Annotated in this window: 28 protein-coding genes and 1 tRNA gene; 15 read left to right on the forward strand and 14 right to left on the reverse strand. The window is 66.9% G+C overall.

What is annotated here, in order from left to right; translation table 11 throughout:
• Nucleotides 1-4 precede the first annotated feature (4 nt).
• From ACTMTF_RS37430 to ACTMTF_RS37440, 3 genes are all read right to left on the reverse strand, one after another.
• Nucleotides 5-3,145, reverse strand: coding sequence for a BTAD domain-containing putative transcriptional regulator (locus tag ACTMTF_RS37430; protein ID WP_441114905.1), 3,141 nt, complete (start codon nucleotides 3,143-3,145; stop codon nucleotides 5-7).
• Nucleotides 3,146-3,287: 142 nt separating this feature from the next.
• Nucleotides 3,288-3,539 (reverse strand): hypothetical protein, encoded by a 252-nt coding sequence (locus ACTMTF_RS37435; RefSeq protein WP_441114906.1) that lies wholly within the window; start codon nucleotides 3,537-3,539, stop codon nucleotides 3,288-3,290.
• Between the two features lie 10 nt (nucleotides 3,540-3,549).
• Nucleotides 3,550-4,158 carry a TetR/AcrR family transcriptional regulator gene (locus ACTMTF_RS37440; RefSeq protein ID WP_441114907.1) on the reverse strand — a complete coding sequence of 203 codons (609 nt, stop codon included), beginning with the start codon at nucleotides 4,156-4,158 and terminating at the stop codon, nucleotides 3,550-3,552.
• 104 nt (nucleotides 4,159-4,262) lie between these two features.
• Here ACTMTF_RS37440 and ACTMTF_RS37445 point away from each other — a divergent pair, with 104 nt between their 5' ends.
• From ACTMTF_RS37445 to ACTMTF_RS37455, 3 genes are all read left to right on the forward strand, one after another.
• The gene (locus tag ACTMTF_RS37445; RefSeq protein WP_441114908.1) at nucleotides 4,263-4,640 is read left to right on the forward strand and encodes a DUF4267 domain-containing protein; all 378 of its coding nucleotides are present in this window, start codon (nucleotides 4,263-4,265) and stop codon (nucleotides 4,638-4,640) included.
• Nucleotides 4,641-5,176: 536 nt separating this feature from the next.
• Nucleotides 5,177-5,323 carry a hypothetical protein gene (locus tag ACTMTF_RS37450; RefSeq protein WP_441114909.1) on the forward strand — a complete coding sequence of 49 codons (147 nt, stop codon included), beginning with the start codon at nucleotides 5,177-5,179 and terminating at the stop codon, nucleotides 5,321-5,323.
• A 105-nt stretch (nucleotides 5,324-5,428) separates the two neighbouring features.
• On the forward strand, nucleotides 5,429-6,154 hold the full coding sequence (locus ACTMTF_RS37455) for a uridine kinase (protein WP_441114910.1): 726 nt from the start codon (nucleotides 5,429-5,431) through the stop codon (nucleotides 6,152-6,154).
• A 135-nt stretch (nucleotides 6,155-6,289) separates the two neighbouring features.
• Here ACTMTF_RS37455 and ACTMTF_RS37460 read toward each other — a convergent pair whose 3' ends face one another.
• The 5 genes from ACTMTF_RS37460 to ACTMTF_RS37480 all read right to left on the reverse strand — a co-directional run bounded on the left by ACTMTF_RS37460 (nucleotide 6,290) and on the right by ACTMTF_RS37480 (nucleotide 10,337).
• The gene (locus ACTMTF_RS37460) at nucleotides 6,290-6,631 is read right to left on the reverse strand and encodes a DoxX family protein (RefSeq protein ID WP_441114911.1); all 342 of its coding nucleotides are present in this window, start codon (nucleotides 6,629-6,631) and stop codon (nucleotides 6,290-6,292) included.
• Nucleotides 6,632-6,810: 179 nt separating this feature from the next.
• Nucleotides 6,811-7,692 (reverse strand): sigma-70 family RNA polymerase sigma factor, encoded by an 882-nt coding sequence (locus ACTMTF_RS37465; RefSeq protein WP_441114912.1) that lies wholly within the window; start codon nucleotides 7,690-7,692, stop codon nucleotides 6,811-6,813.
• A gap of 638 nt (nucleotides 7,693-8,330) precedes the next feature.
• The gene (locus ACTMTF_RS37470; protein WP_441114913.1) at nucleotides 8,331-8,873 is read right to left on the reverse strand and encodes a DUF6368 family protein; all 543 of its coding nucleotides are present in this window, start codon (nucleotides 8,871-8,873) and stop codon (nucleotides 8,331-8,333) included.
• A 790-nt stretch (nucleotides 8,874-9,663) separates the two neighbouring features.
• Nucleotides 9,664-9,981, reverse strand: coding sequence for a helix-turn-helix domain-containing protein (locus tag ACTMTF_RS37475; RefSeq protein WP_441114914.1), 318 nt, complete (start codon nucleotides 9,979-9,981; stop codon nucleotides 9,664-9,666).
• Entirely contained in the window at nucleotides 9,978-10,337 is a 360-nt protein-coding gene (locus ACTMTF_RS37480) for a type II toxin-antitoxin system RelE/ParE family toxin (RefSeq protein WP_441114915.1), read from the reverse strand. Before ACTMTF_RS37480 ends, ACTMTF_RS37475 begins: the two co-directional genes overlap by 4 nt.
• 502 nt (nucleotides 10,338-10,839) lie before the next feature.
• Between ACTMTF_RS37480 and ACTMTF_RS37485 the strand changes: the two genes are divergently transcribed.
• A complete protein-coding gene (locus ACTMTF_RS37485; protein WP_441114916.1) occupies nucleotides 10,840-10,971 on the forward strand; it encodes a hypothetical protein in 132 nt (43 codons plus the stop codon).
• A gap of 540 nt (nucleotides 10,972-11,511) precedes the next feature.
• Complete coding sequence (locus ACTMTF_RS37490; protein ID WP_441114917.1) at nucleotides 11,512-12,033, forward strand: hypothetical protein; 522 nt, start codon at nucleotides 11,512-11,514, stop codon at nucleotides 12,031-12,033.
• A gap of 464 nt (nucleotides 12,034-12,497) precedes the next feature.
• Here ACTMTF_RS37490 and ACTMTF_RS37495 read toward each other — a convergent pair whose 3' ends face one another.
• The 3 genes from ACTMTF_RS37495 to ACTMTF_RS37505 are packed head-to-tail and all read right to left on the reverse strand — an operon-like array spanning nucleotide 12,498 to nucleotide 15,110.
• Nucleotides 12,498-12,965, reverse strand: coding sequence for a deaminase (locus ACTMTF_RS37495; protein ID WP_441114918.1), 468 nt, complete (start codon nucleotides 12,963-12,965; stop codon nucleotides 12,498-12,500).
• Nucleotides 12,962-13,654 (reverse strand): RibD family protein, encoded by a 693-nt coding sequence (locus tag ACTMTF_RS37500; protein WP_441114919.1) that lies wholly within the window; start codon nucleotides 13,652-13,654, stop codon nucleotides 12,962-12,964. Before ACTMTF_RS37500 ends, ACTMTF_RS37495 begins: the two co-directional genes overlap by 4 nt.
• A 22-nt stretch (nucleotides 13,655-13,676) precedes the next feature.
• Nucleotides 13,677-15,110 (reverse strand): hypothetical protein, encoded by a 1,434-nt coding sequence (locus tag ACTMTF_RS37505; RefSeq protein ID WP_441114920.1) that lies wholly within the window; start codon nucleotides 15,108-15,110, stop codon nucleotides 13,677-13,679.
• A 350-nt stretch (nucleotides 15,111-15,460) separates the two neighbouring features.
• Between ACTMTF_RS37505 and ACTMTF_RS37510 the strand changes: the two genes are divergently transcribed.
• Nucleotides 15,461-15,742 carry a hypothetical protein gene (locus tag ACTMTF_RS37510; RefSeq protein WP_441114921.1) on the forward strand — a complete coding sequence of 94 codons (282 nt, stop codon included), beginning with the start codon at nucleotides 15,461-15,463 and terminating at the stop codon, nucleotides 15,740-15,742.
• A 246-nt stretch (nucleotides 15,743-15,988) separates the two neighbouring features.
• On the forward strand, nucleotides 15,989-16,726 hold the full coding sequence (locus tag ACTMTF_RS37515) for a GntR family transcriptional regulator (protein WP_441114922.1): 738 nt from the start codon (nucleotides 15,989-15,991) through the stop codon (nucleotides 16,724-16,726).
• A gap of 29 nt (nucleotides 16,727-16,755) precedes the next feature.
• Here ACTMTF_RS37515 and ACTMTF_RS37520 read toward each other — a convergent pair whose 3' ends face one another.
• A complete protein-coding gene (locus tag ACTMTF_RS37520) occupies nucleotides 16,756-17,217 on the reverse strand; it encodes a hypothetical protein (protein ID WP_441114923.1) in 462 nt (153 codons plus the stop codon).
• 127 nt (nucleotides 17,218-17,344) lie between these two features.
• Here ACTMTF_RS37520 and ACTMTF_RS37525 point away from each other — a divergent pair, with 127 nt between their 5' ends.
• From ACTMTF_RS37525 to ACTMTF_RS37560, 8 genes are all read left to right on the forward strand, one after another.
• Nucleotides 17,345-17,758 carry a plasmid replication, integration and excision activator gene (locus ACTMTF_RS37525; protein WP_441114924.1) on the forward strand — a complete coding sequence of 138 codons (414 nt, stop codon included), beginning with the start codon at nucleotides 17,345-17,347 and terminating at the stop codon, nucleotides 17,756-17,758.
• Nucleotides 17,758-18,024 (forward strand): hypothetical protein, encoded by a 267-nt coding sequence (locus tag ACTMTF_RS37530; RefSeq protein WP_441114925.1) that lies wholly within the window; start codon nucleotides 17,758-17,760, stop codon nucleotides 18,022-18,024. The genes ACTMTF_RS37525 and ACTMTF_RS37530 overlap by 1 nt, the downstream gene beginning before the upstream one ends.
• Nucleotides 18,021-18,335, forward strand: coding sequence for a hypothetical protein (locus ACTMTF_RS37535; protein ID WP_441114926.1), 315 nt, complete (start codon nucleotides 18,021-18,023; stop codon nucleotides 18,333-18,335). The genes ACTMTF_RS37530 and ACTMTF_RS37535 overlap by 4 nt, the downstream gene beginning before the upstream one ends.
• 86 nt (nucleotides 18,336-18,421) lie before the next feature.
• Nucleotides 18,422-19,849 carry an FtsK/SpoIIIE domain-containing protein gene (locus ACTMTF_RS37540; RefSeq protein WP_441114927.1) on the forward strand — a complete coding sequence of 476 codons (1,428 nt, stop codon included), beginning with the start codon at nucleotides 18,422-18,424 and terminating at the stop codon, nucleotides 19,847-19,849.
• Nucleotides 19,850-19,879: 30 nt separating this feature from the next.
• Entirely contained in the window at nucleotides 19,880-20,029 is a 150-nt protein-coding gene (locus tag ACTMTF_RS37545; RefSeq protein ID WP_441114928.1) for a hypothetical protein, read from the forward strand.
• Nucleotides 20,026-21,630, forward strand: a complete 1,605-nt coding sequence (locus ACTMTF_RS37550) for a replication initiator (RefSeq protein WP_441114929.1) — start codon at nucleotides 20,026-20,028, stop codon at nucleotides 21,628-21,630. The genes ACTMTF_RS37545 and ACTMTF_RS37550 overlap by 4 nt, the downstream gene beginning before the upstream one ends.
• An 11-nt stretch (nucleotides 21,631-21,641) precedes the next feature.
• Nucleotides 21,642-21,848, forward strand: coding sequence for a helix-turn-helix domain-containing protein (locus ACTMTF_RS37555; protein WP_219546802.1), 207 nt, complete (start codon nucleotides 21,642-21,644; stop codon nucleotides 21,846-21,848).
• A complete protein-coding gene (locus tag ACTMTF_RS37560) occupies nucleotides 21,848-22,990 on the forward strand; it encodes a tyrosine-type recombinase/integrase (RefSeq protein ID WP_441114930.1) in 1,143 nt (380 codons plus the stop codon). Before ACTMTF_RS37555 ends, ACTMTF_RS37560 begins: the two co-directional genes overlap by 1 nt.
• A 56-nt stretch (nucleotides 22,991-23,046) precedes the next feature.
• Here ACTMTF_RS37560 and ACTMTF_RS37565 read toward each other — a convergent pair.
• Nucleotides 23,047-23,122 (reverse strand) — tRNA-Ala (locus ACTMTF_RS37565).
• Nucleotides 23,123-23,139: 17 nt separating this feature from the next.
• The gene (locus ACTMTF_RS37570; protein WP_441114931.1) at nucleotides 23,140-23,868 is read right to left on the reverse strand and encodes an HAD family hydrolase; all 729 of its coding nucleotides are present in this window, start codon (nucleotides 23,866-23,868) and stop codon (nucleotides 23,140-23,142) included.
• Between the last annotated feature and the right edge of the window lie 5 nt (nucleotides 23,869-23,873).

Genomic DNA, 23,873 nt, shown 5'->3' on the forward strand with positions numbered 1-23,873 from the left:
GCCGTCACGGCCGGAGTCGCTCGAGGAGACCGCGCGCCTCGTCGAGCAGGTCGGGGCCGCGTCGATCACCGTACTCCGCCCGCACGGCGGCGATCATCCCGGGCGCGGCCCGCTCCGCGTACGGTTCGATCCGCTCGAAGGCCATGCAGGGCATGCTGCTGTTGTACGCGAACCGCTCGGCCAGCACCAGCAACCTGATCGCGTCGCGGGGGGCCATGGCTCCCCGCAGCAGCCCCCAGGCGCCGAGCGAGAAGATCATCGAGCCGCACACCGGGTAGTCGAGAACAGGGTTGTCCGGGGCCAGCGGGTCGTAACCCCGGATGGTGGCGAACAACTCCTCGCCGTACCGGACCTCTTCCGGCGGGGCGTGGTACGCGTACGCCGTCAGAGTGACCGACACCGTGATGATCGTCCACGGCGTGAGCTCCGTGCGCGGCACCCTGGGCAGGCGCCGGTCGTACGCCCGCTGGACGGCCAGGCGGTATTCCGCGAGCGCGGCGGCCGGCTCGCCACGGGCGAGGGCGAGCTCGCCCGCGCACAGCGAGACGATCGCCACCCCGCCGAGCACTGCCTCGCTGTCGTAGATCCGGGTGAGCTCGGTGAGCTCGGCCTCGGCGGTGTCGAGATCGCCGTCGGCGAGCGCGGAGACCAGCAGCAGTGCGCGGAGCTGGGTCTCGTCGTCCGTAGCGCCGAGCCGGCTCAGCACCGGGAGGGCGAACCGGGCGTGTCCGACCGCCCGCCGGCGATCGCCGAGCTGCATGACCAGGTTGGCCAGCTCGGCGTGCATGATCGCGACGACCCACGGGCCCTCGTCCTCGCCGAACATGGTCAGGGCCCGCTCGGCCGCCTCGACCGCCTCGCTCAGGTCTCCCGCGTTCTCCAGGACGTGGACGTTCGCCTGCATCGCCGCCAGGGCCAGGTCACGGTCGGCGCTCCGGCACAGCTCCGCCAGCCGGCGGCGCGCGTCGCCGCCGTCGGCCACGTCGCACGCGATGAGCACCGTGGTCATCGCCGCCAGGCGGGGATCCGTCGTGTCGCCGGTGGGCAGCGTACGGAGGAGATCGCGCAGCGGATCGTCGCGGCGGTCAGTGACGATCATGAGGTTCATGAGCAAGATCAACAGGGCGGCCCTGGTCACCTCGACGAGGTGCGGCGGCGGCACCCAGTCGTCGATCACCTGGGTGATCGCGTCCCGGTGCACGAACACCCGGGTGTGGTCGCCACGGATCGACCACAGCGCGCCGACGCCGGCCAGCAACTGGAACGTCGTGACGGGATCGGACTCGCCGAGAGCCTGCCGGAGCAGATCGGCGAGATTGCTCTCCTCGGCGCGCAGCGCGTCGGCCGCCGCGAACTGCGCCGGGGTGAACAGCCGGGAGGCGTGTTGGAGGGCGTACTCCGTCGCCCAGGCCCGCTGCGCCGCCCGGGCGGGAGCCTCCTCGCCGGCCTCCTTCAGCCGCATCCGCCCGAACTCCCTGACCGTCTCCAGCATCCGGTAGCGCAGGCCGTACGTCGTCTCGCGCACGCTGAGCATCGACTGCTCGGTCAGCGCGTCCACGACGTGCAGGGCGTCCGGGCCGAGTACGTCCTCGGCCGCGGCCAGCGTGAAACCGTCGCCGAACAGCGACAGCCACCGCAACGCCTGCCGTTCCGGCTCGTCCAGCAGATTCCACGACCAGTCGATGACCGCGAGCAGCGTCTGGTGCCGGTCGGGAGCCGTACGGTTCCCACCGCGCAGCAGGGCGAACCGGTCCGCCAGGCGGCGCGCGATCTCCTCCACCGACATCACCCGCACCTTGGCCGCGGCCAGCTCGATCGCCAGCGGCAGCCCGTCGAGGCGGCCGACGACCTCCTCGACCGCTCCCTCGTCGATCCGCACCCCCGGGCGGGCGGCCGTGGCACGCTGACGGAACAGCTCCACCGCGTCGCCCGCGGGCAGCTCGCCGAGCTGGTAGACGCGTTCGGCGGGGATCGACAAGGGAGCGCGCGAGGTGATGAGCACCCGCAGGTCGCGAGTCGTCACGGTCAGGAACGCCACCAGGTCGGCGACGGCCTCGATCACATGCTCGCAGTTGTCCAATATCAGCAACGCCGGAGCCTGGTCGAGATGCGAGGCGATCCGGGCGCGAACGTCGGAGCGCTGTTCGGCGGTCAGGACGTGCCGCCCGCTGACCGAGTCCCGAACCCCGAGCGCCGAGCCCACCTCGCCCACCACGCCCTCCGGCGAGGAGACGCCGACGAGCTCGACGAAGTACGCGATGGGCTGCGTGGCGTTCCTGCCGACGACATGGGCCAGCCGCGTCTTGCCCAGTCCGCCGGGGCCGATGATCGAGACGACCCGGTTGGTCCGCAACAGGGCGTGCACCGCACGGATGTCGCCGTCGCGGCCGAGCAGCGAGGAGCCGTCGAACAGGATGCCCTCACGTACCGGCCGATCGGCGACGAGGAGTCCGGCGTACACACGGGCGAGCTCAGGCCCCGGTTCGGTGCCGAGCCGCGCGACCAGGCCCGCGCGATACCGCCCGTAGCGCTCCAGCGCGGCGGCGGCACCTCGTACGGCGGCCTCGCTGCGCAGCAGGCAGGCGAGCAGTTCCTCGTCGTACGGCCGATCGGCCGCGACCTCCTCCAGCAGCGGCAACGCGCCCTCGTGAGCGCCGCTCCGGCCCCGCGCGATCGCCGCCACCCGTCGCGCCTCGGCCACCCACCCTGCGGCGACGTCTCTCAGCTCAGCGAGCGGGCCGGTGGCGCCGTCCAGGCCGCCGGCCACGAGGCCCATGGCCTCTTCGGCGCGGCGGCACGCGAGCACCATGTCGTCCTCGCCCAGCGCGGCCCGTGCCTGCTCCACCAGCGTGCCGACCAGCAGCGCGTCCACCTGGCCGGCGGGCAGTCCCAGCCGGTAACCGCGCGGGATCCGCACCACGACGTCCGCGCAGGTCACCGCCCTGGTCCGCGAGACGACCACCTGCAGCGCCTTCGTCGGGTTGGCCGGCGCCTCGTCCGGCCACAGCGCCTCGACCAGCCGCTCGTCACCGACCCCTGCGCGGCCGTGCAGGGCGAGCACGGCCAGCAGGGTATGCGCGCGATCGCCGACCACGCGCGCACCCTGCCAGCGAACGCCATCGAGCAGGACCAGTGCGGGGGACACACCTTCAGCTTATGGTCGGGGACGAGCTGCGCCTCGCCCGTCCCAGGACGGAAACTCCGCCCCCACCCGGCGACCGTCCGAGGGGCGGGCGTTCGCTGCCTTCAGAGGCGGATCGTCTACACCTGTCCGAGCAAGAAGGCGATCAACACAATGATCGCCCATGCGCGAGCATGTGGGCCTGCTCTTCGCCGCCCCTTCCGAACGCTTTTCCGGAGCGCCGGAACAGCACCTCATGCGTGAAGCCGGACCGACGGCCCAGGCCGGCCCGGTCCAGAGCTTCGGCGAGCGCCGGCCACGAGCTGATGTCCGGGCAGTAGCCAGTCGAGTGGTTGCTGATCTCGGCCCGCACGTCGGCCGGCCCCACGTATCCATAGCGCCGCCGCCGATCCTGCACGCGAGCCGACCTAGTGGCTCGGCTCAGATCCTTGGGCCGGTCCATCTGGTGTGCCGGCGATCTGGGTGACAAGGAAGTCGAGCCGCTCCGTTTGGCCGTTCGGGGGGATTCGGCCGCTGTCCGACAGGGCGGCCAGGCCGTGCAACGCGCTCCAGGTGACTTCGGCGGACAGTTCGCGTCGCAGGTTGTCCGGGTGGAAGCAGCTCACGAACTCGGCGAAAGCGGCGCGCAGTGGAGGCGGCGTCTCGGCGTGCGCGAACTTCACATCGGTCGGCAGGACGAACATGGCCTGGTAAAGGGCGGGCTGCTCGGTCGCGAACTCCAGGTAGGCGCGGCAGACGGCGTGCAGTGACTCCGGCGGCTCGGGGGTGGCCAGCCGGGCGCTGCGCAGGCGGGCCGCGAGTTCACCGAAGCCTTCGATGGCAACGGCGCGCAGGATGGCGTCCTTCCCGTTGAAGTGGCTGTAGAGCACGGGCTGGCTGTACTCGACGCGCTCAGCCAGCCTTCGCGTTGTCACTGCCTCCCACCCCTCGGCCTCGGCCAGCTCACGGGCGGCCGTGATGATCAGCTGATGACGTTGGGCGCGTTCACGTTCGCGGCGTTCGGTGATGGCGGACATGGCCGCATCATAGCAACGCTAGACAAAATGTCCACGCTAGTAATATCGTCGCTATCATTACTAGCGTCGCTAGATAGAGGCGCTGCCATCGAGGGGACAACCGCATGCTCAGCGACATCGCCACTGTGCTCGCCGGACTGATCGGCGCGGGCATCATCTTCATAGGCGCCCGCGTCTTCTGGGCACCGCAGGCCGCGGTCGGCTTCGGGATCCCCGACACGCCGACCGAGGACCGGAACTTTCAGGCCTGGCTCGCCGTCAAGGGCGTACGCGACATGGCCTCAGGGCTCTTCGTCTTCCTTTTGATGGTCGGCGGGACAACCCACCTGCTGGGCTGGTTCATGCTGGCCGCCAGCGTCATACCCGTCGGCGACGCGCTGATCGTGCTGCGCAGCAACGGGCCCAAGATGGCCGTCTACGGCATCCACGGCGCTACCGCGGTGGTGATGCTGGCGATCAGCGCGCTCCTGCTCATCGCGTAACTACTCCTCAAGCCACCTTGGCCGGGTATCTGCAGGAGGCGTTCTGGACCGTACGCGACGGCTCGGCCACGATGAGGGCATGACGAAGAACCGACCAGGGCAGCCGCCGACGGCAGGCCGAGGAGCCGGCTTTCGCCTGGACTGGGCGGCAGTGAGCGGTCTTACGGGTGCGGCCGCCGTCGTGATCGCGCTGGTCGCCTACCTGGCGCCGCCTCCACCGTCCGAACCCGAGGGAAAGATCACCACCCCCACCTCCCAGTCATCGTCACCAGATCCGGTCATCATCCGGACCACACCGCCGGCCTTGACTCCGTCGCCTGAGTCCAGCACCCCCCGGCGACCAGTGCCAAGTACCACGCGGGAGGGCCCGGATTCCTTCTCACCGCTGCCGGCGGTCCGGCCCGGCGGCTGCGACGCAGCTATGACAGCGCTGACCGCATACCGCCGGAACGCCGGGACCAGCCGCGGCAGCCAGGCAGCCGCGGCTCGCCAGACGTACCAGGAGCTGATGGGCGCAGGCCGACGCGCAGGGAGTCGTGCAGACGACGATCAGCCAGCTGGCCAGGAAGTTCCAGGAGCTGAACTTCCGCTTGACCGGCATGATCCTTGCCGATCCCGACCCGGTGATCGCGGATATCAACACAGACTTGAAGGAGCTCCAAAGGCTATGCGGATCCACCTGACCTGACGACACGTCCCGGCCCGGATCGGCACGCGATGACTGCAGTGCAGCGGGGCCACTGGTCCGCGCTGAAGCGCCGTTACCGCGTGCCCATAGGCTCCCGTTCATGACCTCCCGTCGAGTCGGCATCCAAACCTCGGTCTCCACATGGCGACAGCCCTGCCCCACCCCCGCTTCACCCGAGCGCACCGCGCTGGTCAAGCAGGTGGCCGACCGAATCCTGGCGATCGGCGACGGACGGCTGCGAGTGGGCATCGACGGACCCACCGCGGCGGGCAAGACGAGCTTCGGCCACGAGCTCGCCGAGCACCTCAGCCGAGCAGGGCGCCCGGTGCTGCGGGCGAGCCTGGACGACTTCAAGAAGCCGTGGCGGGACCGTCATCTCTATGACCGGGAGTCGGGTGAGGGCTACTACCGCAACGCCTACGACTACACCGCCGTAACCACCCTCCTGCTGGAACCCTGCGATCCGCACGGCTCCGGGCAGGCAGTGCTGTGCAGCATCGATCCCTTGACGCAGGTGGACCACTCCTCGGTGGTGACGGCCGCCGCTGCGGATGCCCTCCTTGTCGTCGACGGCGTCTTCGCGTTCCGTCCGGAGATCAACAAGTACTGGAACTTCCGCATCCGGCTAGAGGTGTCCCCGGAGACCACAGCTCGCCGCGGGGCTGAGCGCGACCAGGATTGGGCCAGCTCGGAAGCCGAGACACTCCACCGCGAGCGCTACCTGCCGGCCGAGGGTCTCTACGTCGCCGAGGTCGACCCGCTGCGCCTTGCGGACGTGGTCGTCGACAACACGGCTTTCAGCCAACCGCAGATCATGCGAGGCTGACGGGCCCTTCGCGACGGCGAGGCGGGCAACTCCCCAGACGGTCAGCAGGCGGGTAACCCCGGTTCTCCTCGCGCGCGGCGAGGGGAACCGGGGTGGGTTCTGGGTGGACAGTCGGCCCGGCCTCTGGCTGTGCTGTCAGGCGGCCGATCCCAGCAGGAGCGCGGCGACAACCGGCACGAGGTACAGCATCGGGTAGGCGACCGTCGCGTAGGACCGGGCGCGCAGCACCGTGATGACGGCCCCGACGAAGTACAGAACCAGGCCGATTCCGGCCAGCAGGCCGATCACCGGCACGAACAGGCCGACCAGCAGCCCCGCCGCACCTGCGGCCTTGGCGGCACCCAGCCAGGGCCACCATGACTGCGGGACACCGTACGATGCCAGCGGCTGAACGACCCACGCGGCGCGCGTGAGGACGGCGTAGGCGGAGAAAGCCACCCAGGCGGCGGCAAGAACGGTGACGATGATGTGAACCATCGGAGTGCCCCTTGCTTCGGTGGACGCTGGGCCGGGCCGCAGCGACGTGATCGGTGAGTCCGTCGCTGCCTTGACCCGGCGCCACAGGGCGATGTGACCGATGGCGAATGTGACGTGCGCCACACCTGACGAGCCCGGCGTCGGGAGGTGAATCCGGGCGATCCACCTCCCGACCGTTGTCAATCGGGGACTGTCAGGTTGAGTCGATCGAGACGTTCGGGCTCCGCGATGACGTCGATGTCGGTGATGAGCCCATCGACGAGTGTGAACGTGATTGCCACACGCAGGTGGCCGTAAGGAGCCATCACCAGACCGACGGCACCGTCGAGGAGAGCGGGTCCGGTGAACTGGGCCCGCTGCATGGCGGCCATCGCGCCCTTGGCGACGGCCTCGGCTCCGTGGACCACGACGGGCGCGGCGGTCAGCATGACGGCCTTGTCCGCCCGGAGCAGGACATCGGGGTGAAGCAGCGTGATCAGAGCTTGGAAGTCCTGGCTGCGGGTGGCGGACAGGAACGCTGCCACGATCTCCCGCTGGCGGATCAGATCGACGCGCGGCGCGGGTGCCGCTCCCTTGACACGACGGCGGGCGCGGCTGGCCAGTTGCCGGGTCGCCTCCGGCGAACGCTCCAGCATGGGGGCGATCTCCTCGAACGGCACAGCGAACAGATCGTGCAGCACGAAGGCGACCCGCTCGGCCGGGCTCAAGGTATCGAGCACCACCAGCAGCGCCACCCCGACCGAGTCGGCCATCTCCACTTCTTGCTCGGGATTGCCCATGGACGCAGCGCCCAGCAGCGGATCAGCCGCCTGGATGTCCAGTGGTTCCTCGCGGCGACTGCCGCGCGAACGCAGCATGTTCAGGCACACCCGGGCAACCACCGTGGTCAGCCATCCGGCGAGGTTCTGCACCTGCCTGACATCGGCGCGGCTGGCGCGCAGCCAGGCGTCCTGCAGCGCGTCATCGGCCTCACTCAGCGAGCCGAGCATCCGAAAGGCCACTGCGCGCAGATGCGGGCGATGCTCGACAAACCGCTCTGTCAGCCCATGATGTTCGTCCACGTCATATTCCTCCTGTTAACCAGGCCATCCGTTAACCGGGTCAAGGGAGAAGGATACGTACGACATGTCGGGATATTTCGGAGGGAGTCATGACGTCCGAGTGAACTGCCCTGGTGGCTCGCTCTCACAGCGGATTCACCTGCTGGATCGAACAGCGTCTCCTTCGCGAGGACCCCGACGACCTCACCGAGGCGATCGGGTTCCTCGCCCGCACCGAAGGCCCTCTCACCCGAGGTAGCAGACCACGTCGCGGCCATGAGCGGCACCACGACCAAGGACGTCATCACCACCTGCCAAGGCGACGACACCGAGTGTGCCAGCGCTCAAGGGACCTTCGATCGCCCCGACCTGACCTGTCCACCCCGGATCTCGACACGATCGTGTACTGCCACCCGCCCTGACGAGTGTCCATCTGGCCGCGGGACGGAGTCAGAGCTCCGGCTCGCGCACGAGTCACCTCGGGCTCCCCGGAACAGTGCCGACGGTTTTACAGGGGGTCGAGGATACAGGCGCTTCGCGACCCCTAACCTGGTGTTTCTTCCTTGCTTGGATGCCTTCCGTCGTTGATCGTTCCGGACATGATCCGGATCATGGAGCGAGCGCACACCCTCATTGACATCCTCGTCCGACACGGGAGTTCATTTGACGAGGCGGAAGCTCGGATGCGTGGCCCATGCCCGCAGAAAAACCGACGTGCCGAAGGCCACCTCCCAGCGATCGGGGACCAGTCTGACAAGGCCCTGGAGGCCAGCAACGATCGGTATCTGATCCTCATGCAATTCCACGTGGGCGATGCCCCCGATCACATCCATGATGGCGGCGGTCAGGAGAGCCGTGGCGATGTGGTCGTTCTGGCTGTTGCACATCGCGATCACGTTGACGGCGTGCGTCGGTTCAAAGCCGATGAACGGTTTCAGATCCGGTTCGCCTGCGTGCTCGGCCTCGAAGATCTCCACGTCTCCGATGCCCGGTCCCATCACGGAGACGATGAACGGCCGATGCCCGGCCCGCGTTTCGTCTTCCCCGGCCCCTAGTTGCTTAGCGGAAACACTGATGTCGTACTCGCCGACACGCCTTTCCTCGAACCTAGGGGACAGATGGGACAACAGTCGGTGCAGGTCGCCCAGCGCCGCGTCTGACACTCGCTCCGGCAACTCAATCACCAACACAGGACCAGCCACGCCACCGAGCGTAGCGAGCCGGATTGATCAGCCACATTTCCCGGTGAGCCGGGGTGGGGAACGAACCCCGGACCTTCGATCGCCCCCGGCCACGATTGACATCGGCCACCCCGTGGCGATCGTAGGGCTGCATTGGGGCGGCGGCGCGACCAGAGGCCGGCGGATGGCGTGGGTACGGCGCGGCGGGCGTGCGGTGACGGCCCGAAGTCCTGCTCGCGCGCCGGGACCGGCCCCCAGGCCGCATGCCCGGCGTGCGCCGCAGGCGCAGGGCCGGGCGACGGCGCGCAGCGCCGCCGCCCCTTGATACCTACAAAAACAATTCGGCAGTGTGAGCGTCAAGCATCAAGTGAGACTAAGCGGGCCGCGCGTTTCTGCGTCACCGAGACGGCTTCGTCGAGCAGGTCGGCGCAGTCGGCCGGGTCGACGGAAGAAGGCGAAGAAGCCCAAGAAGGGAGATGACGACGGCAGCGCGGGCGTGCTGGTCCCCGCTGGCTAATGGCACGCTAATGGCACGAACACCCCCGTCACAAGATCAGTGGCGGGGTGTTCTACCTGGTGGAGCCTAGGAGATTCGAACTCCTGACTTCCTGCTTGCAAACGGGAGCCGGTCTCCCCGTGGAGAGGCCTTCGTCCTGGTCACACGGCAGGTACGGGCTGATGGCATGTGATCACGTAAGCCGATGTTGCTGTACCTGCTGCTGTACACAGCTCCCCGGCCGACGGCCTACCTTGGTCATTCCGAGGACGCGTGAACTGCTACCGCAGGATTGCTCAGCGTCTCGCCCACATCTCAGGCAATGGCTGCGATGTCCCCATCGTCGAAGTAGATCGACTGATGGAGCTGACCGCCGAGAGCAGTGGCGTATCGGGCGAGAACGTCCTGTCCGGAGATCTTGCCTTGCTCGATCTGCGAAACGCGGCCCTTGGTGACCCCCATGCGCTGTGCGATGTCCTGCTGGGTCATCCCACGACTACGGCGGATCTCGGCAAGCCGGTGTCCTTGCACCTTGGCAAGGAGTCCCTGCTTGCCCGCCTCCACGGCTTCCTCGCCGCCGGCACGTTCGACGTGCTCAGCACGGATGTCCTTCCAGCGCGCATATTTCGTCACGATCCGCCCTCCTCCGTCTGCCGTTCCTTCATGTAGACCTCGTAGCGCTGCTCAGCGATCGGGATGGCCTGCCTGTACCAGGCGTTCCACCGCCCGGCCTTATCACCCGCAACCAGCAGGATGCTGGATCGCCATGGATCGAAGGCGAACAAGATCCGCACCGTCCCCGGCCGCAGCTCCTTCAAGTTCTGCAGACGTGAAGCGGTGATTGTATCTACCAACGGCCGCCCCAGACCTGGCCCTCCTTCAGCAAGCAGATCGATCGCTTCCACGACACGCTTATGTGTCACGTTGTCGAGTTGCTCGATCCATTCGCGCACCTCGTCGACGATGTAAACGTCCCACTCGTCGGCCACATACCGCAGTATAGCGAATAGTATACCTCGCTACCCGGAAACCAGCGCACCAGGGCTGCCGCCCTGCGCCGCACGACAGCTCATCGGCTTCTTCAGCACACTCCCCGTCAGCGTGCGGGCAAGATTCTTAATAGACGCGCCTCGACCTGCGTGTCGGACGCTCCATGCATACCCGTGAGTGACCGCTGTTGGCCCTCTTGCCGGCCCGTTGATGGCCCGACGATCCGTCCACCCGGCAAGGACCTACCGCCAACAGGCACGTGGGTCCGGGAACTTCTCATGCTGTGCGGCGGCGCGGAGCCGAAGGTGCTGTTTGTACTACCGTCGAGCCCATGCACGCTACCGTTGATCTTGCCCATCGCATGGCATGCCTGCCTCTAGGCAATTCGAATTCTGTGTGAGCTAACGTGAAGCTCCGCGACTTGGACGCGATGAGCGTCCTTGTCGTGCTTGGAGTACCCAAATGTCGCTTGTCACCCTTGGATCCATCACGGTCCTCTTGGTGCTTCTCCCGATCCCCATCGCCGCCTTCGTGGCGATCTTCTCCGACCGGAAGCACCGTCACGCAGTGGCGGTGCTTCGTCTGCTCGTCCAGGCGCTCACGGAGATCGTCCGTCGTAAGCAGACGCCGTAGTCACTCAGTTAGTCACGCACCCTCGCCAACGATCTTCGGCGAGGGTGCGTTTTTGCTGGTGGAGCCTAGGAGATTCGAACTCCTGACTTCCTGCTTGCAAATCGGCCCGACCTTGTGCCGTATGGGCCGTGAACTGGGAAAATGTGGGTCCGTGAGTGACCATGAATGACTCCTGTTGGCCGGGGTTAATGGCCCGCTAATGGCCCAGCGGGGACGGCCGCTGAAGACTCCCACGATGCCCGGTGAGCCGGGGCTGAGGAACGAAGCCCCGGACCTTCGATCACCCCCGCCCATGTGCTGACCTGAGCCATCGCAAGGCGATCGTGAGAGCGGTATTGGGTCCAACGTAGGCTGTCAGCTTGGGAATTGCAGGGATCTTGGCTCGTAGAGGCGTTGACCTGGGATTGAGGCCGGTCGTGAGTGACCGTGGTTGACTCCTCGTAACCGCCTCTAATGGCACTGCGATCAAGGCTCTGAGCTGGACCCAGCGGCGATGGCGCGGGGCTGATGCTCGATCCAGCTATCGTAAGCTGCGTACCCATGTTCGAATGGTGGACTGTGCTGCCCGAGAGTGAGCGGCAGCAGTGGACGCTGGATCCGTTCGTGAGTGTGGGTCCACTGCACTTCGGGATGAGTCCCAGTGAGGTGACTGCCGCGCTCGGTGGCATCACGACCCACCCGCGGTACGGGGACGGTCTTGTGAAGATGGCCAAGTACCGGGAGACCGGCCTGACGCTCTACTACAGCTCAGATGAGAAGCTCAAGGCCGTTTCGGTTGACGCTCTTCGAGGGCCGCAGGTCTTCGCGGACGGCACCGCCCTGGTCGGCCGTGTTCCCTCGAAGATTGAGCAATGGATGCAGGAGCGTGCCGCGAGCCGCGAACCCTATGAGGAACTCGCCTACATGAACGCAGGCGAACCAGGCTCAATTTCCCTCGGTGTAGTCGTTGGCGTGCAGCGGGCAGGCGACCATCTGCTCACACGACCAGTCTTCCTACCGACTGAGGCGATGGACGACCCATCTCACTGGCTTCCTCGGGAAGCATGGGCGATCCAGGATTAGCTGTCATGATCCCGGTTCCGCCGAACCGGGTATCAAAGCGGCATGGATGGCGTGCATATGGTCACGTGACCGACACCGATGCCTCCATACGCGGGAGACGACCAGCGACGTTTGCTCGGTGAGCCAGGGTGAGGAACGAACCCTGGATCGCCGATCGCCCCCAACAATCTACGGTGGCCGGCCATCCAGTGGCGATCGTAGGGCTGCATCTGTGCGGCGGCGCGGCAACCCCGGTCGGGGCGTTCGGCTGGTACGGCGGGGCAGGCGTGCGGTGCCCGGCCCGGTGTCCCGCCGCCGTCCGGGACCGGCCCCCAGGCCGCACGCCCGGACGGCGGGCGGGCGGAGGGCCGGGGTACGGCGGCGCGCCGCGCCGCCGCTTGATACCTAAGAGATCAATTCGGCAAGTTTTCCAGGCCCTCAACACCACCTCGGTAACACGTCGTGTCGGCCGTTGGCTGGGCCCTTCAGGCTGAGGGTGGGTCGATCAGATGTGTGTTAGCCGATTGGGCTGCTTCGGCCAGTTCAGGAAGCGTGATCACAGCGACGCCGTGAGCGGTGAGGACTTCTGTCCCATTGGCATCAGTGACAAAGGTGGGAGGTTCTGTCCAGGCGATCACTACGCGAGGAATGCCTGCTCGGAGGATCAGTTGGGTGCAGGTCTTCGGACGTGATCGTCGTTTGTTGCAGGGCTCCAGAGTGCTGTAGATGGTGGCCTTCTTGAGGCGGGGATCGCCGGCAGGGAGTTTGGCCAGGGCGGCCTCTTCAGCGTGCACGTGCTCGTCAGTCTCGCGGGAGTAGCCGCGGCTAAGTTCGTTGCCGTACTCGTCCACGATCACTGCGCCGACGGAGAAGGCCGTGTCCGAGGGTGGGCAGAGGCGAGACAGATCGATCGCGGTGAGCAGCCATCGGCGGTCGTCTGGGGTGGCGGTCATGAGGTGGTACTACCCGATGGCTGTTTGGGGAGGTAGCGCAGTAGTACGACGTCGTCCACGGTGCGGGCTTCGGCGAGTGTCATGCGGTGGCCGGTGCCTCCGGGGAAGTCGCCGGGGTTGACGAAGCGTGGGGCGTCGGCGTCGCCGACGAAGATGGGCGCGATGGCGAGGTGGATCTCGTCGGCGAGTCCCTGGGTGAGGAACTGGGTGTGGATGGTGCCGCCGCCTTCGACCATGAGGCGTTGGATGCCGCGCCGGCCGAGATCGTCCAGCATCTGTGCGAGGTCCGTAGTGGGGCCGAGGCCGACGATGGTGGCCAGGTCGCGCAGTGACTCGCGGAGCTTGGAGACGACCGGGTCGGGGCAGTAGACGATCTTTTCGCCGCCGTGGTGCCAGAACTTCAGGTCCGGGTCGAGGTCTCCGCTGTTGGTGACGGTGACCTTGAGCGGGTACGGGGGCAGGCCTTGGGCAGCTCGTTGGGCTCGCCGGGTTTCGGAGTTGACCAGAAGGCGGGGGTTGTCTCGGCGCATCGTGGTGGCGCCGATGAGGATGGCGTCGCTGTCGGCTCTGACCTGGTCGACGCGGTCGAAGTCGGGGGCGTTGGAGAGCAGGAGCCGTTCCGGCGTGGTGTCGTCGATGTAGCCGTCAACGGACATCGCGCAGCTCAGCAGGACGTAGGGGCGTCGCATGAGACCTTCCAGGGAACCGTGATCATGCTTGCCGCAACACCGTACCTCTCAGCGCGGTGCGCAGCTCGGCAACGAGGGGTGCGCTGCGCCAGGGCTGGAGCTGCTGGTCCAGCTTGAGGAGTTCGTTGATGATGCGGGCTGATCCAGTGTCCTCGGCGATGCACAGTGCGGACATGGCGACGCTGGCAGCATGTTCGGGCTCTCCCGCTCCCGCGTGGGCGATCGATTCCCGTGACAGGTAGACGCCGAGATCACGGCGGAAGGACGGCGGGACGGCGGCTGTCGCGTACCGGAAACCTTCGACCGCTTCGCTGAACCTGCCGAGTTCGGCGTTGCTCCGTGCGCGCTGGGCTTGTAGGTATGGCTCGTCCAGCCATAGGCCCCATGGAGAGTTGGGATCGTCGGCGACGTTGAGGAGGAGTTCGTGGGCGCGGTCGAGTTCGCGCCTGGCGGTGTTGCCGTCGTTGCGCAGGGCGTGCCCGTATCCGCCGTAGGTGGGGGCGAGTGCTTCGAGTTTGCTGCCTGGGCGGGCGAGGGTGCTTGCGGCCTCGGCCAGGTCGATGGCGGTGACCGCGTCTCCCATGTCGCCGGCGAGCTGGCTCTTGCGCGCCAGGATGAACGTGGTCATGTCTCGATCGGCGACGGCGTGCGACAGTTCAAGCGCGCGGTCTGCCCAGTACTGGGCGGCCTGGAAGTCGCCCGCGTCGTGGTAGAGCCATCCGCAGAACTCACAGTATTCGGCCTGCAGTCTGAGCAACTGGTGCCGGTCGGTGCCTCGCGCCGCCTGGCGGAGTTGATGTATGGCGGTGATCTGCTGTTGGACGGCGGGGATCGTGTTCAGGGGGCCGAGCAGATTGTCATTGTCGATCAGGACTTTGCGTACCTGCTGCAAGTGCTCGACGGGGCTGAGGTCACCTGTGGCCGTGGCAAGTCGTCGCGCTGGTGAAACGGGAAGCGACGTGTTCTCTGACGGCATGATTCCCGCGAGGCCGACGCCCAGGCCCTGAAGGAATGTGCGGCGGGATACAGACAAGAAGATGATCCTCCCATCGGGAGCGCGGCCCGGCACGACAAGTGTCCCCTCGTCCGCAGGTGCTGACAACTGCCGCTCGAAGTCTGCTTTGTCCCGCAGCGCTGCGAGGTTGGTGCCAATATTCGCCAAAGACGAGCTATGTGGCAATTGCTCGTTTTCCGCCTTGGCGGGACCTCGCTTGACGGGGACGAACCCCAGATCCTCCGGGTCAAGGTGGGTGACCTCGGCCAACGCCAGCCGGTACGGCTCTCGCGGCCACGCGACCTCGCCCGCCTCCCAGCGGCGTAGGCGTTCCTCGTCGCAGGTCAGCTTGTATTTGATCCCGCTTTTGCTGAGATTGATCATTTTTGCCATTTCGGCCCGCGTCAAATCGGCCTTCTGGCGCCACTCGCGAAGGCGAACATTCATCCCCATTTTGGGCATATCCGGCCTTCTTTCGAATGAGAGCGGCTAAAGGGGGCTACTGGGGGACCTGGAAAGGAGGTCCCCCCATTCTGCATTGCCGGTGGACTTGCCATCAATCAACAAGGTAAGTGCAGCGGACTTCCGCCGTAGGGAGTACCGGAAACGACTCGCGAGGAGATGGCGACGGTGACCCGGCCAGAGAAGAACTGCGAGACAGGCCCCTGCCCGGCGTGCCGGGGACGCGGTTACAAGCTCCAAGGCTCGTGCCGCGCCCTCCTGATCGGCACTGGCGGAGAGGGGGCGGAAGAGATCGAGGAGCGTAAGTGTCTCGACTGCCTCGGCGAAGGCCAGGCCGAAAGGAACGAGAAATGAATCCGATCATGCTGGCGGCCACGAACGGGCTCGGGCACCAGAGGGACGGGCGCGCCCTGGCCCAGTTGCGCGAGCGGCTCACGAGTCTCGGCGTCGAGGCCGAGTTGCTACCGGACAACAGTGCGCTCATCGTGCGCCGACCCGAGCCGGGGCTGCCGGTGTGGGTGTTCGTCGGGTACGGCGGTGCGTACTTCTCCTGGCAGAGCGCCGAGAGGCGGCATCCGGTCGGCGATGTGGAGGGGGCGGCAAGCGTCTTGGCGGAGTGTGTCGCCAAGTAAGAGGCCGGCGCGGCGAGGTGGCGCCAGTCCCCGTTCGGAGGGGTACGGGGCGGTCCTTCCCAGCCTCGTCGCGTCTCATCGCCCGGCAGGTGGTCAAGTCCATGCCCATGGAGGGTCGCCCCCGTTCCTCCGCGACTGCCTGCCGGGCCTTCTTCCCGCACGTCAGCGGAATGCTTGGACGGAGCGGGCTGATCCAGGTTACGCTCAAACTTGGTAAAACAACCTGTCGGGTGTTGGACGGTCAAAATGTCGCTTGAGTCCGTACCGCCGAAGTATGCGCAGCTTGTGCAGGCCCTTCAGCGGCGTATCGAGTCGGGAACGTACCCACCGGGCTCCCTCCTGCCCAGTGAACACCAGCTCATCAAAGAGTTCAGCGTGTCCCGGCCTACCGTGGTCGCCGCGCTGCGGGTGCTGCGTGAGCAGGGCTGGATCGACTCCCAACAGGGAAAAGGCCGTTTCGTACGTGGCCGTCCCGCGATGGCGTCGATGGAGTCCAACCGGCCCGGACAGGCGTACCTGACCAACCCGGAGACCGATACTCCCGGCGAGCTGGTGGAGGCGGGCGCGGTGACACCGTCCAACCGGGTGGCGTCGCTGCTAGAGATGCAGCCCAAGGGCAGGGCGTTCCTGCGTCGGCGCTTGGTGGCCGGTGACGGTGACGGTGAGCCGACTGAGCTGGTGTCGTTGTGGTTGCCCTTGGAGCTGTCGGAGGGCACTGATCTGACCAGTGGTGAGCCGTTGCGGGAGGGCATCCGGGAGCATCTGACGTCGCGCAAGGGGGTGCGCTTCGATCACATCGTGGAGCAGATCACCGCGCGCATGCCTACGACCACAGAGGCCGGACAGCTCGGCATGTCCAAAAACACTCCGCTTCTGGCCGTGTTCGGCGCGGTGCGTGATGCGTCAGGGCGCCCATTGGCCGTTGTGGAGGTGCTTCTCCCGGCCGACCGGCACGAGCTAGAAGACGCCTATCCGATCGCATAGAGCCATCCGAGCCTGGATGCGGTCTGCGGCTAGAAGCAGCGCCAATCTCCGTCCCAGTCATGAGAATCATACGCTTCGACGATTACTTGGCGACCGCCGGCGGAGTCCTCTTCTGAAAAGTACAGAGTGATCATCGCTTCCTCCTCGGCTCCAGGGATCGACGCGCTGTCATAGTGGCGGCGGATCTCCTGCGGAGTAAGAGCAGTCTGCAACGTGATCCGAACCCGGTAGTCGCAGTAGCTTCCGCTCCCCATGGACAGGTTCTTGTCGAAGATCGCATCACCATCCATCGGGAAGAGGTTGCGGGTGCTCGGTGGGAGCGGGTAGTCGAGTACGCGCTCGTAAAAGGCATCAAGCCGAGCGTTGTCGCGCAGCTGGGGCTTCACGATCAGGAAGAACAGGCCAGCCAGCGCGGTGATCACGGCTGCGGCCACACACCCCCACAAGATTCGCACCAGAACCTCCCATGATGTGGAGCCGTCGACCTGCACGCCTGTGTATCGCAACGGTGACACGGCTGTCATTTCAGCCTAGACACTTGACCTATCAAGCTACGCAGAGTTATCGTCCAACTACTTGATAGGTCGAGTGCCTGTCAGCCAAGAGAGGAAAGCTGTTATGGCTCTGCAAGGCCCCATCCCCGTCACCTTCGCCATGGTCTTCCCGCACGGCTGCTACGTCGTCGGCCAGGTCGAGCCCGTCAAGGACTTCGACGCCTCGACTAACGGCCGCTTCGTGCAGTCCCGCGACAAGCAGACCAGTGAGCTGGTCTGGCAGGTCGCGGTTCTGGACGGTGACCCGGCTCTCAAGCCCGCTCAGAAGACGGTGGCGGTCAAGATCCTCGCCCCGGTCCAGCCGGTGCCCCCGCAGCCGATGCCGGGACTTCCGTTCACGCCCGTCGAGTTCGACGGCATCTCGGTCACGCCGTACGTCAACGGCAACGGCCGCCTCGCCTACTCCATCAAGGTGCGCGAGATGCGCGCTCCCCACCAGACCACCGCCCCGGCCAAGGCCGGAAAGGACGCCGCCTGATGACCCGTCGCCGTACCCCGCGCACCAGCGTGATCCGGCTGACCACCGGCCACGCCGCCCGCACCCTCAACCACCCGTTCCCGCGCCGTGAGCCCGTCCTGGCGCTCGACTTCGGCGCCACCTCCGTCCTGGTCACCACCAGTGGCCCCGTGACGGTGAAGGACCTGGAGTTCGCGCGCCAGCTCGCCCGCGAGGCCCACCGCTTCGCCCGCTCCCTGGAGCGCAGCTTCTACGGTCTGCCCGACGGTCACGGGGTGGCGGCATGAGCGAGCACCGGCCCTACACCTACGTCACCTTGTCCCTACGACCCGACTCCGAGCCGCACGTCGGCGTCTCCTTCCACACGCCGCGCCTGAAGGTCAGCGCCGGACTGCTGGTAAGTACTCCGCGCCCGTACCTGGAGTTCAGCTCCCAGGAGGCCAACGTGCACATCTCCACCACCGGAGCCGGGCCGGTCACCGACGCCGACCTGAACATCGCCCGCGAGATCTTCAACGCCGCCGCTCGCTACCTGGCCGACTGCGAGTGCCTGCACGCCGAACAGCCGGCCAAGGACGCCACCGACACGGCGGCCTGACACGAAGCGGGGCCGCTGGAAGCGGCAACTTCCGGCGGCCCCTCGGTTCTCCCACGACTCACTCCATCACGAGAGGTTCCCAGCTTATGTTCAAGCGGCTGCCTGGCGACGAGGCGCGCAACCTCGTCTCCACCACGCCCGACACGGCCGTCGTCTTCCGCCCGGCCGTCGTCAAAACTCCCGCCATCCTCACCATCGTCATCCTGGGCTGGCGCATGCTCGCCGGGCTCGTCCGTACGATCTGGCGCCACCCCATCGCGGCCACCGTCCCGGTAGCCCTCGGCGTCACCTGGTACGTCTACGGCTGGCCCATGGCGGCATCCGTGCTCGGCACGGTCATCCTGACCCTCGCCTCATGGGCGTACATCGACCGAGCGTCCTTCAACCGCCTGATCGGCTACCGGCTGCTGGCCTGGTGGCGGCTCACCTGGATCTACCGGCGACACTGGCAACCCGTCCTGATCGTCTCCGGTCTCGGCCGCCACATCCGGGGCCGCGACTACCTGCCTCGGCTCGGCAAGGTCACCTGCACCTCCTGGGCCGACCAGGTCACCGTGCGCATGCTCAAAGGCCAACCGGTCAAGGACTGGACCGACCGCACCGACCATCTCGCCCAAGGGTTCGGCGCCGCATCCTGCCGGGTGACGCTGACCCAGGCCGGACACCTGACGCTGACCTTCCCGCGCAGCGATCCACTCTCTGAACCCCTGCCGGCCCTGTCCATCCCCATCGAACCGACCGTGGGACCGGTCGAGATCGGCACCCGCGAAGACGGGCGACCGTGGCGGCTCAAGGTGCACGGAACTCACGTTCTCGTCGCGGGCGCGACCGGGGCCGGCAAGGGGTCGATCATCTGGTCCGTCATCCGCTCCCTACTTCCCGCCGCCAGCGTGGGCCTGGTCGAGTTGTGGGCGCTGGACCCGAAACTGATGGAACTGTCCTACGGCCGCGCACTCTTCGGCACACGGTACGCAGCCACGCCCGAGGAGTGCGCCGACCTGCTGGACGAGGCCGTCGCCGTCATGCAGAAGCGAGCCGCCCGTTTCGCCGGGCTCCAGCGCTCCCACACGCCCACGGTCGATGATCCGTTCATTCTGGTCGTGGTCGACGAGGTGGCGTTCCTGACCGCCTACCAGTCCGACCGGCAGCTACGGCAACGCATCTCCTGCGCCCTCGCCACCCTCACCACCCAAGGCCGCGCGGTCGGCGTCGGCGTCCTGGCCGCACTCCAGGACCCGCGCAAAGAGGTCATGAACATCCGCAACCTGTTCCCCGACAAGATCGCCCTCCGCCTGGACGAGTCGGAACAGGTCGACATGGTCCTCGGCGACGGCGCCCGCGACCGGGGAGCGCTGGCCGACCGCATCTCACCCGTCCCCGAACGAGGCGCGGGAGTCGGTTACGTCCGGCTGGAGGCCAGTCCCGAACCCATCCGGGTCCGCGCCGCCTACGTCTCCGACACCGACATTCACGCCATGGTCAACGCCTACACCCCGTACGGGAGCGCCGCATGAGGATCTGCACCGACCTGGAGGTGAGCTCTGATGCGTGAGCTGCTGGAAGAGCTGCGCTGCGCCACCTGCAACACCGTGAACGCTCTCTGGCTCGACCCGGTCCGCGCCCTGGTCGAGTGCCGCGCCTGCGGCCAGATCGCGTTCATCGTCCTTGACGTCAACGAAGGGAGGTTCACATGACCCATGCGCACGACCGCGCACTTCCCCGGGCCGTCCGCCAAGCCATGCCGATGGCCCGGGATGTGCTCGAAGAGGTCGCCAAGCTCCACGGCGTCTGCATCCGGCCCATCCCGCTGCGGCGACTCGACACCGTCACCGGCGCCTCCGAGATCATCGACGTGCCATGCGGTTCCACCCTGGACAGCAAGTGCCCTCCCTGCGCCAAGCGCAACCGGCAACTCCGCATGGCCCAGTGCCGTGAAGGTTGGCACCTCGACACCGAACCGGCCATCACCCCGGACGAGGCCAGCGAGGAACAGCGCCGACTGATCGAGTTCCGTGCCGACATGCAGGCCAAGCGCGATGCCGCCGAGCAGGCCGGCGACGACACCACCGACCTGGACGCCGTTCTCGCGAGCTTGGACGAGGAGATCAACGCGGCTGGGATGCGGGGCAGCGTCACCGGATCCGCGGTGCCCAAGCGCACCCGATCGACCCGGCGTCGGCAGGACGCCCCGGACCTGCCCAAGCGCAAGATGACCAGCACCACCCTGGGGCGCACCTTCACCGGCTCCGACGGCAAGGTCTATCGGCCGTCACTGTTCGTCACGCTCACCCTGCCCAGCTATGGCAAGGTCCGTGACGGCGTCCCCGTCGATCCGAACACCTACGACTACCGGCGTTCGGCTCGGGACGCGCTGCACTTCTCCAAGCTCGTTGATCGATTCGTGCAGAACCTGCGCCGGGTCGCGGGCTATGACGTGCAGTACTTCGCCGCCGTCGAACCTCAGAAGCGGCTTGCCCCACACCTGCACATGGCCATCCGGGGCACCCTGCCACGAGCGGAGATCAAGCAGATCGCCGCCGCCACCTATCACCAGGTGTGGTGGCCACAGGCCGACGAGGTGCGCTTCGACGGCGATCACCTGCCCGTCTGGGACGAGGAGGCCGGCTACCTCGACCCGGCAACCGGTGAGGTTCTGCCCACCTGGGACGAGGCCCTCGACGCCCTGGACGAGGACGCCGAACCCCTCCACGTGCTCCGCTTCGGTGAACAGGTGGACGTGCAAGGCGTTCTCTCCGGAACCCCGGACGCTGACCAGTGCATCCAGTATCTGTCCAAGTACCTGACCAAGTCTCTCGGTGACACCCTCGACAGCGGCCAGGCCCAGCGCGAGCACGTCACCCGCATGCTGGACGCCCTGCGCTACGAGCCCTGCTCACCCACCTGCCCGAACTGGCTGCGCTACGGCGTCCAGCCCAAGAGCGCCAAACCCGGCATGATCCCCGGCCACTGCCGTGGCAAGGCCCACAAGCCCGAACACCTCGGCTACGCCGGACGCCGCGTCCTGGTCTCCCGCAAGTGGAGCAACAAGACCCTCGCCGAACACAAGCAAGACCGCCGCACCTGGGTCCTGCAAGCCCTCGGCCAAGCCGACGAACCCACCGACCCACACCGCTACATCTGGCGACCGATCCCGGCCGGAGACGCCAACGTGCCATCCCTCGCCGTCCGGCTCCTCCGGTCGGTCCACGAACGCCAGCGCTGGCGAGCCCACCTCAGAGAGCTGGAAGCCAGAGCAGACGGCCAAGATCTTTCGGCAACACCGGACGCGGCCTGAGGAGGAACACCATGGAGCAACTTCTCACCGTCCCTGAAATCGCCGAACTGCTGCACACCTCGGAGCGCTTCGTCCGCCGCCTGATCGCCGAACGCCGGATCGAATTCGTGAAAGTCGGGCGCCATGTCCGCATCCGAGAGTCCGCGCTGATCGCGTTCGTCGTCGCCGGAACCGTCACGCCGATGACGACCGACACCGTTAAGAGGAGGGCTGCCTGATGGCCAACAAAGACGGACATCGCCGTTTCGGCAATATCCGCAAGCGGGAGTCCGGCCGATTCCAGATCCGATATCCGGGACCGGACGGGCGTCTGCGAACCGGGGCGACCACCTATGCCACCAAGACCGAAGCCGACCGTGCGCTCACGCTCGTCGAAGCCCAGATGATCTCAGGCGAATGGACGGATCCCGATCGCGGGAAGCTTCTGCTGGGCGATTACGCCCGAGCGTGGATCAAGGAGCGTCCCGGCCTGCGCCCCAAGACCATCGAGAACTACACGTGGCTGCTGGATCGACACATCATGCCGACCCTCGGTGGTGTCCAGGTCGGAAAGATCACAACACAGATGATTCGCGCCTGGCGGTCTGAACGACTGGAGCAGGGCGCGTCGGTCTCGGCGGTCGCCAAGGCGTACCGGCTCCTGCGGGCCGTACTGATGACAGCGGCGGAAGAAGACAAGATGATCAGCCGCAACCCGTGCCGGATCAAGGGTGCAGACAACGAACACACTCCCGAGCGATCCGTGATCACGGTGTCTCAGGTATTCGAGCTCGCCGACCGGATGGCGGACAAGCGGTTCCGAGCGCTGATCTTGCTGGCCACGTTCGCAAGCCTGCGATGGGGTGAGGTGATCGCACTCCGGCGGCATGACCTCGACCTGGTGGCGCGCACGGTCCGGATCCGGGAACAGCTCATCGAGCTGGACGGCGGGGAGATGCGCCTGTGCCCGGTCAAGTCCAAGGCCGGTCGCCGTGCGGTCGGCATCCCTGCGGTGATCGTTCCGGCGCTCACCGAACATCTCGCGTCGTATGTCGAGCCAGAAGAGGACGCGTTCGTGTTCCTCGGCAAGCTGGGCGGGTTCCTGCGGGGCAGCAACTTCCGGCGTGCCGCGAAGTGGGGTGAGGCGCTCAAGGAGATGGGGCTCGCCGGCCTGCACTTCCACGATCTTCGCCACACGGGCAACACGCTGGCCGCGCAGTCAGGGGCGAGCCTGGCCGATCTCAAAGCACGGATGGGGCACGACAGCGATCGGGCTGCGCTCATCTACCAGCACGCGACCAAGGACGCTGACCAGCGGATCGCGGATGCTCTCAGCGCTCGTGTGGAGGCCGAGAGGAAGAGGCTGGACCAGGATGGCTAATGGCCCGTTAATGGCCCGAACACCCCGTCACAAGATCAGTGGCGGGGTGTTCTACCTGGTGGAGCCTAGGAGATTCGAACTCCTGACTTCCTGCTTGCAAAGCAGGCGCTCTGCCAACTGAGCTAAGGCCCCTTCGAGACGAAGATAGCTTACCCGTCCCCCTGCGGCATCCGCGTCGTCCCCGCCCCCTCGCTGAGGATCAACTCAGGCAGGTCGACGATCGAGTCCAGGATGTGGGTCGCCCCTCCCAGGAGGAGCCGCTCGCGGCTGTGCACACCCGTCATCACGCCGGCCACGATCGCGGCGCCGGCGCTGCGGCCGCAGCGCATGTCGCTCTCTGCGTCGCCCGCCACCGCCACCTGCCGTACGTCGTCGACGCCGAGGCGGAGCACGGCGTGCAGCACCATGTCGGGCCAGGGCCGGCCGCGGCCGCCCGCGTCTTCGGGGCAGATGGCGAGGTCGACCTGGTCATGCCACCCGAGCACGCTGAGGACACGGCTCAGGGTGGTCCGGCTGAAGCCGGTGATCAATGCGAGGTGGATGTCCGAGCCGCGGAGCTTGTCGAAGACCTCAAGGACTCCAGGCATGGGTACGAGGCCCGTACGCTCCAGCAGCCCCTCGTAGGAGCGCTCGAACGTCAGGTTGGCCGCCTGGGCCTGGGCTTCGTCGTCGGGGAAGATGCCGCGGAAGACGTCGATGGTCGGGCGGCCCCGGGACCGGTGCACGTGAACCATGGCTCGTGCGTACGCTCCGGTCCCGGGGACTATGCCCTGGGTGGCGATCGCCTCGGCGAAAGCGCGCTCGACCATGGCGATGTCACCGACCGTCGTGCCTGCCAGGTCCAGGCACACCAGCTTGATGGGGACGACGTCACTCATCGCCT

It is taken from the genome of Nonomuraea sp. ZG12 (assembly GCF_052068115.1).
Lineage (GTDB): Bacteria > Actinomycetota > Actinomycetes > Streptosporangiales > Streptosporangiaceae > Nonomuraea.

What these genes read in the sequence shown, in the direction of transcription:
- ACTMTF_RS37440 (WP_441114907.1), bottom strand. Translation starts at nt 4,158, where the DNA reads ATGTCCGCCATCACCGAACGCCGCGAACGTGAACGCGCCCAACGTCAT.
- ACTMTF_RS37445 (WP_441114908.1), top strand. Translation starts at nt 4,263, where the DNA reads ATGCTCAGCGACATCGCCACTGTGCTCGCCGGACTGATCGGCGCGGGC.
- ACTMTF_RS37455 (WP_441114910.1), top strand. Translation starts at nt 5,429, where the DNA reads ATGACCTCCCGTCGAGTCGGCATCCAAACCTCGGTCTCCACATGGCGA.
- ACTMTF_RS37460 (WP_441114911.1), bottom strand. Translation starts at nt 6,631, where the DNA reads ATGGTTCACATCATCGTCACCGTTCTTGCCGCCGCCTGGGTGGCTTTC.
- ACTMTF_RS37490 (WP_441114917.1), top strand. Translation starts at nt 11,512, where the DNA reads ATGTTCGAATGGTGGACTGTGCTGCCCGAGAGTGAGCGGCAGCAGTGG.
- ACTMTF_RS37495 (WP_441114918.1), bottom strand. Translation starts at nt 12,965, where the DNA reads ATGACCGCCACCCCAGACGACCGCCGATGGCTGCTCACCGCGATCGAT.
- ACTMTF_RS37500 (WP_441114919.1), bottom strand. Translation starts at nt 13,654, where the DNA reads ATGCGACGCCCCTACGTCCTGCTGAGCTGCGCGATGTCCGTTGACGGC.
- ACTMTF_RS37505 (WP_441114920.1), bottom strand. Translation starts at nt 15,110, where the DNA reads ATGCCCAAAATGGGGATGAATGTTCGCCTTCGCGAGTGGCGCCAGAAG.
- ACTMTF_RS37510 (WP_441114921.1), top strand. Translation starts at nt 15,461, where the DNA reads ATGAATCCGATCATGCTGGCGGCCACGAACGGGCTCGGGCACCAGAGG.
- ACTMTF_RS37515 (WP_441114922.1), top strand. Translation starts at nt 15,989, where the DNA reads ATGTCGCTTGAGTCCGTACCGCCGAAGTATGCGCAGCTTGTGCAGGCC.
- ACTMTF_RS37525 (WP_441114924.1), top strand. Translation starts at nt 17,345, where the DNA reads ATGGCTCTGCAAGGCCCCATCCCCGTCACCTTCGCCATGGTCTTCCCG.
- ACTMTF_RS37530 (WP_441114925.1), top strand. Translation starts at nt 17,758, where the DNA reads ATGACCCGTCGCCGTACCCCGCGCACCAGCGTGATCCGGCTGACCACC.
- ACTMTF_RS37535 (WP_441114926.1), top strand. Translation starts at nt 18,021, where the DNA reads ATGAGCGAGCACCGGCCCTACACCTACGTCACCTTGTCCCTACGACCC.
- ACTMTF_RS37540 (WP_441114927.1), top strand. Translation starts at nt 18,422, where the DNA reads ATGTTCAAGCGGCTGCCTGGCGACGAGGCGCGCAACCTCGTCTCCACC.
- ACTMTF_RS37545 (WP_441114928.1), top strand. Translation starts at nt 19,880, where the DNA reads ATGCGTGAGCTGCTGGAAGAGCTGCGCTGCGCCACCTGCAACACCGTG.
- ACTMTF_RS37550 (WP_441114929.1), top strand. Translation starts at nt 20,026, where the DNA reads ATGACCCATGCGCACGACCGCGCACTTCCCCGGGCCGTCCGCCAAGCC.
- ACTMTF_RS37555 (WP_219546802.1), top strand. Translation starts at nt 21,642, where the DNA reads ATGGAGCAACTTCTCACCGTCCCTGAAATCGCCGAACTGCTGCACACC.
- ACTMTF_RS37560 (WP_441114930.1), top strand. Translation starts at nt 21,848, where the DNA reads ATGGCCAACAAAGACGGACATCGCCGTTTCGGCAATATCCGCAAGCGG.
- ACTMTF_RS37570 (WP_441114931.1), bottom strand. Translation starts at nt 23,868, where the DNA reads ATGAGTGACGTCGTCCCCATCAAGCTGGTGTGCCTGGACCTGGCAGGC.